Source organism: Nocardioides sp. W7 (assembly GCF_022919075.1).
Taxonomy (GTDB): Bacteria; Actinomycetota; Actinomycetes; order Propionibacteriales; family Nocardioidaceae; genus Nocardioides.
This window is the reverse complement of the sequence record NZ_CP095078.1, coordinates 4,054,424-4,069,703: the sequence shown is the minus strand read 5'-3', so window position 1 is coordinate 4,069,703 and position 15,280 is coordinate 4,054,424. Positions and strand designations below refer to the sequence as shown.

The window sequence follows — 15,280 nt, the reverse complement described above, 5'->3', positions numbered from 1 at the left end:
CCGGAGGATCCGATGGACAACGACCAGCTTCTGCGCGGCCTGCTCGGAGCGGCCGCGATCGTGCTGCTGCTCGCGCTCGTGGCGCTGCGGCGCCGTCGTACCGCCCGCGACGACGTCGACGCCGAGACGGCCGGCCGGCCCGCGCCGGCGGCCGGCGCGCCCGCGGTCGACTCCGCGGCGATCGACCTCCCGGCGTACCCCGGAGCCCCCGCTCCGGACCCGGCCGCCGAGGACGGCACCGACGCCGACTCGGCGCCGCTGAATGTCCCAGCCCCGAAGGTCCGAGCACCGAAGGTCCCAGCACCGGAGGTCACTGGACCGGAGATCGCTCCCCTGGAGGGCGCGATCATCGCGGAGCACGGGTCGGATCCGGTCGAGGTCCGCTCGCTCCGGGCCCAGGTGCGCACGCTGGAGCAGGCGCTGGAGCGGTTGGCCGACGACCCCGCCGAGATCCCGGCGCAGCGTCCCTCGCACGCGGCTCCGATCCTCGGTCCGGACGTCCCCGCGCCGGGCACCCAGCGCTACCGTCGTCAGGTGGGCGCGACCCTGCGTGGGCTCGCGGGCCGGACCGGTGCCGACGAGGCTCCCGAACGCACGATGGCCCGCGTCGTCGCGGCGATCGAGCGGCTGGACGCAGGCGCCGTCGTCGATCGACCCGTGCTGCCGACGGTGCCGGCCGGGACCGTGCTCGAGAGCGCGCCACGTCCGGCGGAGCTGTCCGCCGCCGCGCCGGTCCCGCCGCCGGCCCCCCGTGCGGAAGCACCGACCGAGGCACCGACCGAAGCCCGTATCGAAGCGCCGGTCGCAGCCCGGGCCGAGGCACCGGCCGAGGTCCGGGTCGAGGTCCGGGTCGAGCACCGGAGCGAGCCGGTGTTCAGCGGGTCCGCGGACCCCGGTCCGGTCGAGCCGGCGGTCGTCGAGCCCCCGTCCTTCGAGCCCCTGTCAGTCGAGCCCCCGTCCGTCGAACCCGTCCGCCCCGTCGCCCTCCTCGGTGGCGGCCATCGGCGGGCCAGCCGCTGGTCGCGCCGCGGTTCAGAGCACACCGCGGGGATCCGCTCATGAACACCGCCACCGCCGCCACCACCTCCGCCACCGCCACCACCTCCGCCACCACCTCCGGCGCCGGGGAGGCCGCACCGGTGCGGGAACGACTCGACGGCCTGGCTCGGGGCCATGCCCGTCGGGGCGAGGTGTGGTCGGCCCTGCTGACCACCTGGGCGGTCGAGCTGCACCGCCTGGAGGAGGTCGTGTGGGAGAGCGGACTGCTGCTCGCGGTGGACCCGCACGCGGAGCTCGCCGCGATCGGCGAGGCGGTCGCGCGCGCCGTCGAGGCGGTCGCCGACCAGGTCGAGTTCGAGCTGGCCCCCGACGGGGTCGTGCACCTGGCCCGGGAGGCGATGATCGGTGCCCTGGACGACTCCCTGCACGAGCCCGTGCTCGACGGGTTCTTCCGCCTGGACCACCTGATCGACGTGGTCCCCTCGCAGGGCCGACGCAACGGGCATGCCGCCGACCGTCTCGAGGAGCGCACGGCCGAGCAGCTCGTCGTGGAGCTCCTCGGCGCGGCCGGCGACTGCATGGCGGTCGCCCGCGAGCTCGTGGTGGAGGAGGAGCACGAGGCCGCGGTCCGGATGGGGCGTCAGGCCGACGTGGCCACCTTCGAGGCGTTCCTGGTGGCGGCGGCGTCGCTGGCCGGCGACGACGAGCTCGGGTCAGTCCAGGTTCGGTGGGACCTGGCCCGCGACCTGACGCCGGCCGTCCTCGCCGACGACTCCGGTGCGGCGGGCGTTGCGGCGGCGGTCTCCCACCAGCGCCGAGAGCTGCTCGCCCTGCTCGGTTCCGCCGAACAGGCGGTCCTCGCGCAGACCTTCGAGACACCGCCGGGCGCATGAACGCCGCCGCGCCCGTGCTCGCCGTCCCGCTCCTCGGCCTGCTCGCCGTCCTCGGGCTCCTGATCGGGTCCTTCCTGAACGTCGTCGTGCACCGGGTCCCGGCGGGGCTGTCGATCGTCTCGCCCGGCTCGGCCTGCCCGGGGTGCGGCGACCCGATCCGGGCGGTGGACAACGTGCCGGTCGTCTCGTGGCTGTTGCTGCGCGGTCGGTGCCGTTCGTGCGCGGCGCCGATCTCGGTGCGCTACCCGCTGGTCGAGCTGGCCACGGCCGTCCTGTTCGTCGGCACCGGCTGGTCGTTCGGCCTCTCGACGTACACCGCGGGCGCCCTGGTCGTCGTGGCCGGTGGCCTCGCCCTGGTGCTCATCGACCTCGACCACCGACGGCTGCCGTTCTCGATCACGGCCGCCACGGGGGTGGGCGTGGTCCTCACGCTGGGCCTCGACGTGGCGCTCCACGGGCCCGACCTCCTGGTCCCGGCGCTGGCCTCCGCCGTCGTCTGGCTCGCGGTGTACGGCGGCATCTGGCTGGTGACGAGCGGGCGCGGCATGGGCCTCGGGGACGTCGCGCTCGCCCCCGTCCTGGGCCTCGCGCTCGGGTGGCTGGGCTGGGGACCGAGCCTGGTCGGCCTCGGCGGGGGCTTCGTGATCGGCGGTGTCGTCGGCGTCGCCCTGATCGTCGCGGGTCGGGTCGGGAGACGGGCCCGGGTCGCACACGGACCCTTCCTGCTCAGCGGTGCGGCGTTCGGTATGTTCGCCGGGGAACCGGTCTGGAACGGCTACCTGACCCTGGTGGGACTGTGATATGTGTCTTCGCGGCCTCGCCCGGCCTGCTTTTTGGCTAGCGTGACGCCACACTCCGCGCCCGGTTCGCGCGATGACATCGGCGCTCGATGGTGTGGAAGGGGGACGGCATGTCCCTGAGCGATGCCGCGAGCGCGTCACCCGACTGCTTCCTGCTGGTCGACCCGGCCCAGGACATCGTCTACGCCAGCGCGGCCGCGGACGCGGTGCTCGGCTGGACGCCCACCGACCTGGTGGGCCGATCGGTCTTCGAGCTGCTGCCCGACTTCGCGGAGGGACCGGCCGGGTCACCGGTGACCCGGGTCCTGGCCGGCGAGGACGTGCCCACCTACGTCACCCGCCGCCGGAAGCGGGACGGCTCGGTCGTCAACACGGCGGTCTCCCTGCGTGCGCTGCGGAGCACCCTTCGAGAAGTGGTCGGACTGACCGTGATCGTGCGGGCCGACGGTGGCGAGACGTCCGCTGCGCCGGCCCTCGAGAGGGCGTCGCACGTCCACGGTGTCGTGGAGACGTCCGGTGAGGGCATCGCCGTCACCGGGGCGAGCGGCACGGCGGTCATGTCCAACAGGCGGCTCGCCGAGATCCTCGGCCGCGACCGGGCGGAGCTGGAGCGCACCGACCTGCACTCGCTGCTGGGGCTGGGACCGGTGCCCACCGACCCCGAGCCGGCTCCGCAGCACCACCAGACGAGCTATCGCCGGCCGGCAGGCTCCGCCCGCCTCCTGCACACCACGCGCTCCCCGCTCGACGCCGGCGGCTCTCCGCGCTGGCTGCTCCAGGTCGCCGACGTGACCGAGGCCCGACGTACCGAGGACGCGCTGCGCCGGCTCGCGCTGCACGACCCGCTCACCGGGCTGCCGAACCGGCAGCTCATCCACGACCGGCTCCGGATGGCGGCAGCGCGCCAGCGGCGGACCGGGAGCGGCTGGGTGGGCGTGCTCTTCTTGGACCTGGACGGGTTCAAGACGGTCAACGACACCCAGGGCCACGAGGCGGGGGACTCGGTGCTGGTCGAGGTGGCGCGGCGCCTGGGCCGCGCGGTGAGGTCGACGGACACCGTGGGACGGATCGGCGGCGACGAGTTCACGATCGTCTGCGAGCAGGCCGACGAGGCCGCGCTGCTGCGGGTGGCGGCCCGCATCCACGAGGGACTGGAGGAGCCGATCGACCTGGCCCGCGGCCAGCTCGTGGTCCGGGCGAGCATCGGGGTGGCGCTGTCGCCGCCGCACGACACCGGCGAGCTGATGCGCCGGGCGGACGCGGCGATGTACGACGCCAAGCAGGCGGGCTCCGGATGGACCTCGGTCGCGGCCGGGCCCCCGGACACGACAGCCACGACGGACACGACGGCCACGACGGCCACGACGGCCACGACGGCCACGACAGACTGAGGGTGCCGGGTTCAGCCCGTGCGCCGGCGGCGACTCTGCCACCCGCCGTAGCTGCCGATCAGGGCGCCGGACTCCACGGCCTGCGCCAGCGAGATCGCCGGGCTCCACAGCCAGCCCTGGCCGCTCGCGCACTCCATCTGGGAGAGCTGACGGGCGTGGGCGACCGTCTCGACGCCCTCGGCCACCACGGTCACCCCGACGGTCTGGGCCAGGTGGACGATCATCTTCGCGATGGCGAGGTCCTGGCGGTTGTCGGCGATGCCGGCGACGAAGCTGCGGTCGATCTTCAGCATGGAGATCGGCAGGTCGCGCAGGTACGCGAGCGAGCTGTGACCGGTGCCGAAGTCGTCGAGGGCCACCTGGAACCCGTGCTCACGCAGCCGTGCCAGCATCGCCCGGGCGGCTTCCGGAGCGGTCATCACACTGCCCTCGGTCACCTCGAGCACGATCTCGCTGGGGTCGATTCCGCTCGAGCCCGCGCAGGCGATCAGGTAGGACTCCATGCCCGGCGACGTGAGGCTGCGCGCGGACAGGTTGACCGCGACGTACGCCGAGCGGGCCAGGGCGCCCAGCTGTCGCATGCAGTGGGTGTCCGACAACGCGGTGCGCACCGCCCACCGGTCGAGGTCCGGCGCGATGCCGGTGCGCTCGGCGACCGCCACGAAGCGGCTCGGCGGGATGCTGCCGTGGGTCGGGTGCTCCCATCGGGCCAGCGCCTCGACCCCGACGACCAGGCCGGTGGAGAGGTCGATGACCGGCTGGTAGTGCAGGTGCAGGCTCTCGTCGATGAGGGCCTGGTGGAGGTCGGACCCGATCTCGAAGGCCTCCTGCGCCTGGCTCGTCAGCTCCGCGTCGGAGATCCGCACGTTGCCGGGGCCGGAGGCCTTCGCCGCGCGCATCGCGGCGCCCGCATGGCGCAGCAGGTGCGGTGCCGAGGGAGCGGGCGACACGGCGACGCCGATCGAGGCGGTGACGTGCAGGACGTGGTCGGCGATCCGGAACGGCTGGTGCAGCGCGGTCGCCACGGCGGTGGCGAGGGCGGTCGCCCGCACCTCGTCGGCAGGCTCGCAGACGAAGGCGAAGGAGTCGCCGTTGAACCGGGCCACGGTGTCGGTCGACGGCACGCAGTCGCGCAGTCGCTCGGCGACGGCCACCAGCAGCTGGTCGCCGACGGCGTGTCCGCAGGCGTCGTTGAAGACCGCGAAGTCGTCGAGGTCGACGAAGATGGCCGCGGTGCCGGCGGGGTTGCGGGCCAGCGCGCGCTGGAGGCGGTCCAGCAGGAGTGCCTGGTTGGGCAGCCCGGTCAGGTTGTCCTGCAGGGCGGTCCGCTGCATCTGGAGCTCGAGGCGCCGGGCCTCGGTGACGTCGTCGACGAGGACGAGGAAGGCGGGACCGCCGACCCCGGCCACGTGCTCGATGGTGGTGACCGCGACGCGCAGGACGCGCTCGGTGGCATCCGGATGCCGGTACGTCGCCTCGCGGCGGGCGCGGGGCACGTCTCCGGCCCCGTCCCGGCCGGCGGAGCGAAGGGGCACCGGCACCCCGCCGAGAAGCTGGGTGAGCAGGGCGGTGTCCAGGTCGGACGGGTCGATCCCGAGGATGTCGGTCAGCCGGTCGTTCGCGTAGCGGGTGGTGCCGTCCGCGAGCACCACCCACATGCCCTCGGTGGACCGGTCGGCGATCGCCCGGTGCAGCTCCTCGGACGCGCGGACGGCGCGCTCGGCCGCCACCCGGTCCGTCACGTCCCTCAGGTTGAAGACCAGACCGCCGACCGGGCTGTCGAACATGTTGCTGATCACGCCCTCGAACCAGCGCCAGGAACCGGTTCGGTCGCGCAACCGGAGCATGGCGCTGGCCCCACCGCCGGAGGCCACGTTGTGCAGGCAGGCCTCCAGTCCGTGGTGGTCGTCGGGATGGACGAAGGTGATGCCGTCCGCGCCGAGGACCTCGACCACGCCGTACCCGAGCATGCTGGTCAGGCTGGGCGAGACGTAGACGATCAGGCCCGCCTGGTCGAGGACCACCGCGAGGTCGTTGCTGCGTTGCGAGACGGACTGGAAGAACTGCTCCTGCCGGCGCTGGCGCCGGCGACCCCGGATCGTGCCTCGTCGCTCGGTGGGCAGCGGTTCGCCGTCCGGGACGCGTGCGGTCTCGGACTGCGGGGTCGTGAATGGTTTCGTCGTCACTCCGGCCACCTCCCGGCAGGCAGTTGGGACCCTAGGGGCTGGAGGTGCGGGTCGTACCTCAAATTGGGGGTTGTCCAGTCCAGTGGCGTCGGTCCGTCGTGCCGCAGCGCGGTCGGCCGGCCGCGCTCCCGGTGGGCGGGATCGCCCCCTGCGACACGTGTGTCGTGTGACACACAAGGGGGATGCGCACCGTCACCCCCGCCGAGACCAGCCCCGTGGTTCGTGGCCACGAGGGAGCCCGCTACGTCATGACCGACTACCTCGGCAGCCACACGGCCGTCGCACCGGGGGAGCAGGCCTACCTCGTCCAGCAGGAGGCGGCGGAGCTGCGCGCCCACTTCCACGAGGTCGACCAGTTCCAGGTGGTGGTCGGCGGCATCGGCTCGATCGGGCGGGACCGCGCCGTCCCGGGGGTGCTGCACTACACCGACGCGTTCACGTCCTACGGGCCGATCCGCACCGATCCGACGATCGGCATCTCGTACCTGACCCTGCGCCGCGATCCCACCACCGGCCTCAACTACATGCCCGAGGAGCGCGAGAAGCGGCGCCGGCTGGCCGGCCGCGGCGAGCACTTCACCGTCGTTCTCGACGAGCACCTCCGCCCCGGAGCCGGACTCGCCGAGCTCGCGCGCACGGGCCGCGGCGCTCGGGCGTACGGCGCCCGCCTGGCGAGCGGGGAGGCGTTGCGGCTCGAGGGGCTGCCAGGCGGACAGGCGGGGTACGTCGTGGTGCTCGCGGGCTCGCTGGGCCAGGCCGATCGGGTGCTCCCCGCCGGGAGCCTGGTGTCCTTCGAGGACGCGGGCGACGTCGGGGCCCTGGTGGCCACGGCGTCCGACACTCCGGTCGAGGCGGCGGTCCTGCTGTTCCCGCCGCCGGCCTGAGCCGGTTTCGTTGAGCGGGAACACCCGGCCCCGCGGCGGGACGCGCGGTTAGCGTCCGAGCGTTCCGACCTGTCCCCGACCCGTCCCAGGGAGCCACCATGCCGACCCCCGTCATCGTCGACGCCGTACGCACCCCCTACGGGCGGCGCGGCAAGGCCCTGGCCGACCTGCACGCCGTCGAGCTGCTCGCCCGCACCCAGCGCGGGCTCCTCGAGCGGAACGGCCTGGACCCCGCGCTCGTCGACGCGGTGATCGGCGGCTGTGTCACCCAGGCCGGGGAGCAGTCCGGCAACGTGACCCGGATGGCCTGGCTGCACGCCGGGCTGCCCGAGGAGACCGGCGCGACCACGATCGACGCGCAGTGCGGCTCCGCCCAGCAGGCCGTGCACCTGCTCGCGGCCCAGATCGCGGCCGGGGTCATCGACACCGGGCTCGCCTGTGGCGTCGAGGCGATGTCCCGGGTGCCGCTGCTGGCCAACCTGGGCGGCGAGCAGCGCCCGTTCGGGGTGCCGCGCCCGCCCGGATGGAGCGTGGACCTGCCGGCCCAGTTCGAGGCCGCGGACCGGATCGCCGCGCGCCGGGGCCTCACCCGCGATCAGGTCGACGCCTTCGGCCTGCAGTCCCAGCAGCGCGCGGCCCGGGCCTGGAGCGACGGCCGGTTCGACCGCCAGATCCTGCCCGTCACCCTCCCCGACGGCAGCACCTTCACCCGGGACGAGGGGCTGCGCGACACCAGCGTGGAGGCACTCGCCGCGCTGGCCCCGATCCGCGAGGGCGGGATCCACACTGCCGGCACCGCCTCCCAGATCTCCGACGGCGCCACGGCGGCGCTGGTCATGGACGCCGACCGGGCGAAGGCGCTGGGCCTGCGGCCGCGGGCCCGGATCCTGGCTCAGGTGCTGGTCGGCGCGGAGCCGACGTACCTCCTCGACGGCCCGGTGCGCGCCGGCGAGCGGCTGCTGCAGCGGACTGGGATGAGCATCGGCGACCTCGACGTGATCGAGGTCAACGAGGCCTTCGCCGCAGTGCCGATGTCCTTCGCGCAGGTGCACGGCGTCGACCCGGCACGACTGAACGTCAACGGCGGCGCGATCGCCCTCGGTCACCCGGTCGGATCGACCGGCATCCGGCTGATCGCGACCGCCATCGACGAGCTCGAGCGCACCGACGGCACGCTCGCCATGGTCGCCATCTGCACCGGGGGCGCGATGGCGACCGGTGCGATCATCGAGAGGCTCTGAGATGACCAGCACCCCCAGCGCACTGGCGCGGTACGCCGTCGAGATGGACCCGGAGCACCGCGCCGCGGCCCTGGACCTGGTGGACGCGACCAACCGGCTCAACCTCGCCGTCGCCACCACGGACCTCGACGAGGCCACGCTGCGTCGCGCTCGGACCGTGCTCGACGAGCTCACCACCGAGCTCGGTCGGCGCCGCCGGGACCGGGTGATCCGGGCCGGCTTCGAGGCGCCCGGGAAGGCCCTGGCCGCCGGCCTGCCCTACCGGATCTGCGCGCTGAACCCCTGGGGAGTGCCGCTGGAGGTGCACTTCGGCGCCGACGAGGCGTACGCCGCGCTGACCGCGAACGCGCTGCACGAGGGTCCGATGGACTCCGTCCACGGTGGCGTCGCGGCCTGGCTGATGGACACCATGCTCGGCATCATCATGCAGGCCAACGGTCGGCGGGCGGTCACCGCACGGCTCGAGGTCGACTACCGGATCCGCACCCCGCTCGACCAGCCGCTGACGCTGCAGGCCGGGGTCACCCGCCGGGAGGGTCGCAAGATCTGGGTCGAGGGGTGGATCGAGCACGAGGGTCGCCGCACCGTCGAGGCGACCGGCCTCTTCGTCGAGGTCGACCAGGCGGTGCGCGGATGACGTACGCACTCACCGGGCTGGACGGAAGGGTCGCCGTCGTCACGGGCGCCGGCCGGATGCGCTCGATCGGGCGCGCGGTCGCCGTCGAGCTCGCCCGGGCCGGCTGCGACGTGGTCGTCACCGGGACCGGCCGACCCGCCGACCGGTACCCCGCGGAGGAGCAGGCCGCCGGCTGGCGCGACATCGAGTCGGTCGCCGACGAGGTGCGCGCCCTCGGGCGCCGGGCGCTCCCGCTGGTCGCCGACGTCTCCTCCGAGGAGGGGGTGGCGGCGCTGTACGAGCGGGTGCTCGCCGAGCTCGGCCGCGTCGACGTGCTCGTCAACAACGCGGCCGCGGCTCGCGGCGAGGACCGGGTCCCGGTCGTCGACCTCGATCCCGGCTCCTGGGACACGGTGGTCGCGGTCAACCTGCGCGGCACGTTCCTGACGAGCCGGGCCTTCGCACGCCACTGCCGGGCGGCGGACCAGCCCGGCGTGATCGTCAACGTGTCGTCGATCGGCGGCAAGCTCGCCGGGCCCGGGACCGCGGCGTACTCCGCGTCCAAGGCGGGCGTCCAGGCCCTCACCTCGTCGATGGCCAAGGAGCTCGGGCCGGCCGGGATCCGGGTCAACGCGATCTGCCCCGGGGTGGTCGAGACCTCCCGCCTCGACGACCTGGATCCGGCAGCATGGGACGCCTACGTGCGGGCCAACGTGCCGCTGCAGCGCGCCGGGGCCCCGCACGAGGTCGCGCAGACGGTGGTCTTCCTCGCCAGTGATCAGGCGAGCTGGGTCACCGGCCAGGCATGGAATGTCGACGGCGGACAGCTGACCGTCCGATGAACCGAGGAGAGCACGCATGACCACCCGAGACGAGGCCGTGGCCCGGCTCACCGCCCCCGGCCAGCCGTTCGAGATCCGGACCGAGGAGGTCCGCGGTCAGCAGCTGCAGGTCTTCGCCGACCGCCAGCGGAGCGTCGGCGAGCTGCTCGCCGACTCGGCCCGGCACGGGGACGCCGAGTACCTCGTCACCGAGCGCTCCCGGATGACCTTCGCCGAGCACCGGGACGCCGTCGCGGCGCTCGCCGCCGCCCTGCGCACCGAGCACGGCGTCGGCCGCGGGGACCGGGTCGCCATCTGCGCCGCCAACTGCCCCGAGTGGATCGTCGCGTTCTGGGCCGCCCAGGCCCTCGGTGCGGTCGTGGTCGGGATGAACTCGATGTGGGCCGCTCCCGAGATGGTCTACGCACTCGAGCTGACCGAGCCCGCGGTCCTGATCGCCGACGGCCCGCGCCGGGCCCTGGTCGAGGACCCGGGGATGCCGGTGCTCTCGATCGAGGAGGACCTCCCGGCCCTCCTCGAGCAGTACGCCGGGGCTTCGATGCCCGCGGACCTCGACACGCTCGTGGACGAGGACGACCCCGCCGTCGTGCTGTTCACCAGCGGCACCACCGGCCGGCCCAAGGGCGCCACCCACTCGCACCGGAACGTGATCGCCGCCGTCTGGTTCCACCTGCTCAACGACGCGGTCGCCGCGGAGCTGGGGATGGCGCTGCCGCCGCGTCGGTTCCTGCTCGCCACCCCGCTGTTCCACATCGCCGCCCTGCACAACATCGCGGTGATCCGGCTGGTCGTCGGCGACACCGCGGTGCTGCACCTGGGGAAGTTCGACATCGACCGGGTGCTGCGGCTGGTCGAGACCGAGCGGGTCACCAACTGGGGCGCCGTGCCGACCATGGCCAGCCGGCTGATCGAGCACGCCGAGCAGCACGGCCTGGACGACTTCGACCTGTCCTCGCTGCGCACCTTCACGGTGAACAGCGCCCCGTCGGCGCCGACGCTCAAGCAGCGGATCCGCGAGGTGTTGCCGATCGCCGGCCGCGCCCTCGGGACGACGTACGGGCTCACCGAGTCCTCGAGCGCCGCGACCCTGGCCAGTGCGGCCGACCTGGCCGCCGACCCGGAGACCGTCGGCCGGCCGGTGCCGACCATGGAGGTCGAGGTCCGCGACGTCGACAACCGGCGGGTGCCGGACGGCGTCGAGGGCGAGATCTGCGTGCGGGGGCCGCTGGTGATGATCGGCTACTGGCGCAACCCCGAGGCGACCGCCGCGGTGACCACCCCGGACGGGTTCTTCCGCACCGGTGACCTGGGCACCATGGACGGCGGCCAGCTGCGGATCTCCAGCCGTCGCTCCGACCTGATCCTGCGCGGAGCCGAGAACGTCTACCCGGCCGAGGTGGAGAACGCCCTCGACGCCCACCCCGACGTGCGCGAGAGCATCGTGCTGGGCGTCCCGCACCGGGACCTGGGCGAGGAGGTCGCCGCAGTCGTGGTGCTGAGGCCGGGCGCCACGACGACCGCGGACGAGCTGCGTGACCACGTGCAGTCGCTGATCGCGCGCTACAAGGTCCCCACCCGCTGGACGCTGACCGCGGAGGCGCTGCCCCGCAACGCCACCGGCAAGGTGATGCGGCGCTCGGTGCAGGTGTCGTGAACCCGTGACCGGACACCGCGACGAGTGGGCGCCGCTGCTGGCGGACCTGGAGCGACGGCGGACCGCCGCGCGGGCGATGGGCGGTCCGGAGAGGCTGGCCAAGGTACGCCGCGCCGGCCGCCTCGACGCCCGGGCCCGGGTCGCGGAGCTGCTCGACCCGGGCAGCTTCACCGAGCTCGGGACGCTGGCCGGTGATGGGTCCACGCCGGCGGACGCGTTCGTCGCCGGCTCCGGGCTGGTCGACGGCCGGCCGGTGCTGGTGGGCGTCGAGGACTTCACGGTCGCCGGCGGCTCGATCGGCACGGCGGGGGCCACCAAGCGGGCCCGGCTGGCCGCCCTGGCTCGCCAGGAGCGGGTGCCCCTCGTGTTCGTGCTGGAGGGCGCGGGTCACCGCGCGACCAACGCGCTCGCGGTCCACCGGCCGGCCCCCAACGACCTGCAGGCCCTGGCCGAGCTGGCCGGGCTGGTGCCGACCGCGGTGGTCGTGAGCGGTCCCTCAGCGGGGCACGGAGCCCTCGCGGCCCCGCTCGCCGACTACGTGGTGCTGGTCGAGGGGGACGGGTCGCTGTTCACCGCCGGGCCGCCGCTGGTGAAGGCCTCGCTCGGCGAGGTCGTCACCAAGGAGGAGCTCGGCGGTGCCGCCGTGCACGCCGAGGCCAGCGGGCTGGTGGACGAGGTGGCGCCGGACGTGCATCGCGCACTCGGGGCGGTCCGCCGCTGGCTGTCGTACCTGCCCCCGAACGCCTGGGAGAACCCGCGGTCGGTGCCCGGACCGGACACCGGCGAGCGGCTGCTCGACCGGGTGCTGGACGTGGTGCCGCCGAACCCGCGCCAGCCCTACGACATGCACCTCCTGCTCGAGGAGCTCGTCGACGCCGGCTCCCTGCTGGAGGTCCAGGCCCGCCACGGCCGGTCGCTGATCACGGCGCTGGCCCGGCTGGGCGGGCGGCCGGTCGCCGTCATCGCGAACCAGCCGGACGTCCTGGCCGGGGCGATCGACGTCGCCGCCGCGGAGAAGGGCGCCCGGTTCGTCGAGCGGGCCGCGGCCTTCCACCTGCCGCTGGTGCAGCTCGCCGACAACCCCGGGGTGCTCGCCGGCAGCGCGTCCGAGCGGGCCGGCATCCTGCGCGCGGCCGCGCGGCTGTTCGCCGCCCAGCACCGGGCCCCGGTGCCGAAGCTGCACGTGACGGTGCGCAAGGCCTTCGGCTTCGGCAGCTCGGTGATGGGCCAGAACGCCTTCGGCGGCCAGACCGTCTCCCTGGCCTTCCCGGGCGCCATGCTCGGCGGCATCCCCGCAGCCGTCGGTGGCGCGACCTCGGGCGCGGACGCGGAGACCCGCGAGGCGCTGGTGGCCAACGAGGCGGCCGGGCCGTGGCGGCTCGCCGCGAGTGCGACGTACGACGAGGTCGTCGACCCGCGCGAGCTGCGCAACGCGCTGCTGGCCGGGCTGCGCCTGGCTCGGCCGGTCGCCCGTCCGGAGCCCGTCGTGCACACCGGCTATCTCCCGTGAGCGCACCGCGGGCGGCTGCATCGCGGCCGGCTGCACCGTGCCCGGCTGCGCCGCGTCCGGTCGCGCCGCCCGACGGTCGGCGCGCTACCGGGAGGTCGCGGGGACCGAGCGGGTGCGGCGTCCGCCGGACTGCCGCGTGCCGCCGAGCTCGAGGGTGAGCCGGCGGGCGGCGGAGAGCAGCACGGGAGCGTGCTTCTCGAGGTCGAGCCGATCCCTAGAGGCGATGCCGATGGACGCGAGCAGGCCGTCCGTGCCGTGGACGGGGGCGCCGAGGGCCGCGATGCCCCGGCTGCCCGCGGGGCGCACCACGTCGACGCCGGCCCGGCGCCGGCAGGTGTTCAGCCGTGCGTGCAGGTCGTCGTGGTCGAGCGGCCGGCGCCGAGGCCGGTCCGCCGTGGCCGCGACCAGGGCGTCGACGTCCTCGGGGCTGTGGGTGGCGAGCATCGCGCGACCCATCGGCGTGGTGTCCGCCGGGACCAGGCCGCCGACCTGGGACGGCACCGACTGCAGGGCAGCGCCGCCGAGCTTGTCGAGGTAGAGCACGAGCCCGCCCTCGAGCACACCGAGGTGGACGACGGCGCCCGTGGTGAGCTGGAGCTCGTTGAGCACCCCGGCCGCGACCTGCCGCAGTCGGCCGTGGTCCTGCTCTCCGCGCGCGGCGATGCCCTGCGCACGCGGGCCGAGCCGGTAGCCGCGCTGCCCGTGCTCCAGCCAGCCCTGCTCCACGAGCTGGGTCATGATCCGGAAGGCGGTCGAGCGGGGGAGGCACGAGATCGCGGTGACGTCCTCCAGCATCAGCTGCCCCGGGGTCTGCGCGAAGACGTCGAGGATCCGCGTGACCCGGGCGACCACCGAGGTTCGCGGGCCGTCCAGTTCGTCCGTCGTTCCGATGCGCTCCTGCATCAGGGTCATACCGCACCTCCCGTTGTGCCTGCCCACTGAACCTAGCAAACGCTTGGGCAAATGTCGTAGTGAGACCCTCGTTGACAGAGTCCGTCCGGTGTCGTTGACTGTATATGCCGATTAGACATAGTTCAGATCGTACTGACAAAGGGGCACAACACCGGTGGACTTCGAGCTCGACGCCGATCAGCGCGCGTGGCGAGAGGAGGTCCGGGCCTTCCTGCGTGAGCACGTCACCCCGGAGCTGCGGGCCGAGCTGGCCGAGCACGACCTCGAAAAGCGGGACGGCGAGCTGGCGGCGTTCCGCCGCCGGATCGGCGAGAAGGGCTGGTTCGGGCTGAACTGGCCCGTCGAGCACGGCGGCCTCGGCCTCGGGCCGATCCACCAGCACCTGCTGGTCAGCGAGTTCGAGTACTGGGGCGTCCCCGGTCCCGACCTCACTGTGACCTCGGTGGCGCCGATGATCATGCGGCACGGCACCGAGCGCAACAAGGCCGAGTTCCTGCCGCCGATCGCGCGCGGCGAGATGGTCTGCGCCGTCGGCTACTCCGAGCCCGGCGCCGGCACCGACCTGGCCAGCCTGCGCACCCGCGCGGTCCTCGAGGGAACGATGGAGGACGGCGAGTGGGTGATCAACGGGGCCAAGACCTGGAACAGCGGCGCGCAGCGCTCCACGCACGAGTGGCTCTGCGTGCGCACCGACCCCGACGCCCCGAAGCACAAGGGCATCTCGGTGGTCATCGTGCCCGTCGACCACCCGGGGGTGACCATCCGGCCGCTGACCGCCTGGTCGGGCTACCGCACCAACGAGGCGTTCTTCGACGACGTCCGGGTGCCGGCCACCAACCTGATCGGGGAGGTGAACAAGGGCTGGCGCTACATCACCGGCGCGCTCGACCTGGAGCGCGGCGCGCTCACCAACGCCGGTGACCTGCGGCGCGCGGTCGACGACCTGGTCGAGCTGGCCCGCCGCCCGCGCCGAGACGGGCTCGTGCCCGCGCACGACTCCGCCGTACGCCGCCGCCTCGCCCAGCTGGACGCCGACGTGGAGGTCGCGACGCTGATGGGCTTCGAGGCCGCCTCGCTGCTCGACGAGGGCGTGATCCCGAGCATCGAGGTGAGCACCGAGAAGATCTTCACCAGCGAGCTGCGCCAGCGGATCGCCGAGGTCGCGCTCGACTTGCTCGGCCCGGACGGGCTGCTCGGCCACCGCACAGCGGCCGCCCCGGACGACGGCCGCTTCGAACGGCTCTACCGCATTGCGCCCCTGCTGCGCTTCGGCGCCGGCACCAACGAGGTGCTGCGCGACGTCATCGCCCAGCGCGGCCACGACATGCCGTCCTACGGACGCTGAGGAGGAC

At 74.1% G+C, this 15,280-nt stretch carries 13 protein-coding genes; 11 read left to right on the top strand and 2 right to left on the bottom strand.

What is annotated here, in order from left to right:
- Window positions 1–12 precede the first annotated feature (12 nt).
- The 4 genes from MUB56_RS19230 to MUB56_RS19215 all read left to right on the top strand — a co-directional run bounded on the left by MUB56_RS19230 (window position 13) and on the right by MUB56_RS19215 (window position 4,083).
- Window positions 13–1,062 carry a hypothetical protein gene (locus tag MUB56_RS19230; protein WP_244928619.1) on the top strand — a complete coding sequence of 350 codons (1,050 nt, stop codon included), beginning with the start codon at window positions 13–15 and terminating at the stop codon, window positions 1,060–1,062.
- Window positions 1,059–1,892 carry a hypothetical protein gene (locus MUB56_RS19225; RefSeq protein ID WP_244928618.1) on the top strand — a complete coding sequence of 278 codons (834 nt, stop codon included), beginning with the start codon at window positions 1,059–1,061 and terminating at the stop codon, window positions 1,890–1,892. Before MUB56_RS19230 ends, MUB56_RS19225 begins: the two co-directional genes overlap by 4 nt.
- On the top strand, window positions 1,889–2,692 hold the full coding sequence (locus tag MUB56_RS19220; RefSeq protein ID WP_244928617.1) for an A24 family peptidase: 804 nt from the start codon (window positions 1,889–1,891) through the stop codon (window positions 2,690–2,692). Before MUB56_RS19225 ends, MUB56_RS19220 begins: the two co-directional genes overlap by 4 nt.
- Window positions 2,693–2,802: 110 nt before the next feature.
- Window positions 2,803–4,083, top strand: coding sequence for a diguanylate cyclase (locus tag MUB56_RS19215; protein WP_244928616.1), 1,281 nt, complete (start codon window positions 2,803–2,805; stop codon window positions 4,081–4,083).
- A gap of 11 nt (window positions 4,084–4,094) precedes the next feature.
- On the opposite strand, the gene MUB56_RS19210 is transcribed toward MUB56_RS19215, so the two are convergent.
- Window positions 4,095–6,269 carry an EAL domain-containing protein gene (locus tag MUB56_RS19210; protein WP_244928615.1) on the bottom strand — a complete coding sequence of 725 codons (2,175 nt, stop codon included), beginning with the start codon at window positions 6,267–6,269 and terminating at the stop codon, window positions 4,095–4,097.
- A gap of 182 nt (window positions 6,270–6,451) precedes the next feature.
- Here MUB56_RS19210 and MUB56_RS19205 point away from each other — a divergent pair, with 182 nt between their 5' ends.
- The 6 genes from MUB56_RS19205 to MUB56_RS19180 all read left to right on the top strand — a co-directional run bounded on the left by MUB56_RS19205 (window position 6,452) and on the right by MUB56_RS19180 (window position 13,016).
- Entirely contained in the window at window positions 6,452–7,153 is a 702-nt protein-coding gene (locus MUB56_RS19205) for a hypothetical protein (protein ID WP_244928614.1), read from the top strand.
- A 98-nt stretch (window positions 7,154–7,251) separates the two neighbouring features.
- On the top strand, window positions 7,252–8,394 hold the full coding sequence (locus MUB56_RS19200) for a steroid 3-ketoacyl-CoA thiolase (RefSeq protein WP_244928613.1): 1,143 nt from the start codon (window positions 7,252–7,254) through the stop codon (window positions 8,392–8,394).
- Between the two features lies 1 nt (window position 8,395).
- The gene (locus MUB56_RS19195; protein WP_244928612.1) at window positions 8,396–9,031 is read left to right on the top strand and encodes a PaaI family thioesterase; all 636 of its coding nucleotides are present in this window, start codon (window positions 8,396–8,398) and stop codon (window positions 9,029–9,031) included.
- Window positions 9,028–9,852, top strand: a complete 825-nt coding sequence (locus MUB56_RS19190; protein WP_244928611.1) for an SDR family NAD(P)-dependent oxidoreductase — start codon at window positions 9,028–9,030, stop codon at window positions 9,850–9,852. Before MUB56_RS19195 ends, MUB56_RS19190 begins: the two co-directional genes overlap by 4 nt.
- A 16-nt stretch (window positions 9,853–9,868) precedes the next feature.
- A complete protein-coding gene (locus MUB56_RS19185) occupies window positions 9,869–11,506 on the top strand; it encodes a class I adenylate-forming enzyme family protein (RefSeq protein ID WP_244928610.1) in 1,638 nt (545 codons plus the stop codon).
- 4 nt (window positions 11,507–11,510) lie between these two features.
- Entirely contained in the window at window positions 11,511–13,016 is a 1,506-nt protein-coding gene (locus tag MUB56_RS19180) for a carboxyl transferase domain-containing protein (RefSeq protein WP_244928609.1), read from the top strand.
- Window positions 13,017–13,100: 84 nt separating this feature from the next.
- On the opposite strand, the gene MUB56_RS19175 is transcribed toward MUB56_RS19180, so the two are convergent.
- Window positions 13,101–13,928 (bottom strand): helix-turn-helix domain-containing protein, encoded by an 828-nt coding sequence (locus MUB56_RS19175; RefSeq protein ID WP_244928608.1) that lies wholly within the window; start codon window positions 13,926–13,928, stop codon window positions 13,101–13,103.
- 154 nt (window positions 13,929–14,082) lie between these two features.
- Between MUB56_RS19175 and MUB56_RS19170 the strand changes: the two genes are divergently transcribed.
- Window positions 14,083–15,273, top strand: a complete 1,191-nt coding sequence (locus tag MUB56_RS19170; RefSeq protein WP_244928607.1) for an acyl-CoA dehydrogenase family protein — start codon at window positions 14,083–14,085, stop codon at window positions 15,271–15,273.
- Window positions 15,274–15,280: the final 7 nt, after the last annotated feature.

Coding starts and splice junctions, on each gene's coding strand:
- MUB56_RS19230 (WP_244928619.1), top strand. CDS start 13: ATGGACAACGACCAGCTTCTGCGCGGCCTGCTCGGAGCGGCCGCGATC.
- MUB56_RS19225 (WP_244928618.1), top strand. CDS start 1,059: ATGAACACCGCCACCGCCGCCACCACCTCCGCCACCGCCACCACCTCC.
- MUB56_RS19220 (WP_244928617.1), top strand. CDS start 1,889: ATGAACGCCGCCGCGCCCGTGCTCGCCGTCCCGCTCCTCGGCCTGCTC.
- MUB56_RS19215 (WP_244928616.1), top strand. CDS start 2,803: ATGTCCCTGAGCGATGCCGCGAGCGCGTCACCCGACTGCTTCCTGCTG.
- MUB56_RS19205 (WP_244928614.1), top strand. CDS start 6,452: ATGCGCACCGTCACCCCCGCCGAGACCAGCCCCGTGGTTCGTGGCCAC.
- MUB56_RS19200 (WP_244928613.1), top strand. CDS start 7,252: ATGCCGACCCCCGTCATCGTCGACGCCGTACGCACCCCCTACGGGCGG.
- MUB56_RS19195 (WP_244928612.1), top strand. CDS start 8,396: ATGACCAGCACCCCCAGCGCACTGGCGCGGTACGCCGTCGAGATGGAC.
- MUB56_RS19190 (WP_244928611.1), top strand. CDS start 9,028: ATGACGTACGCACTCACCGGGCTGGACGGAAGGGTCGCCGTCGTCACG.
- MUB56_RS19185 (WP_244928610.1), top strand. CDS start 9,869: ATGACCACCCGAGACGAGGCCGTGGCCCGGCTCACCGCCCCCGGCCAG.
- MUB56_RS19175 (WP_244928608.1), bottom strand. CDS start 13,928: ATGACCCTGATGCAGGAGCGCATCGGAACGACGGACGAACTGGACGGC.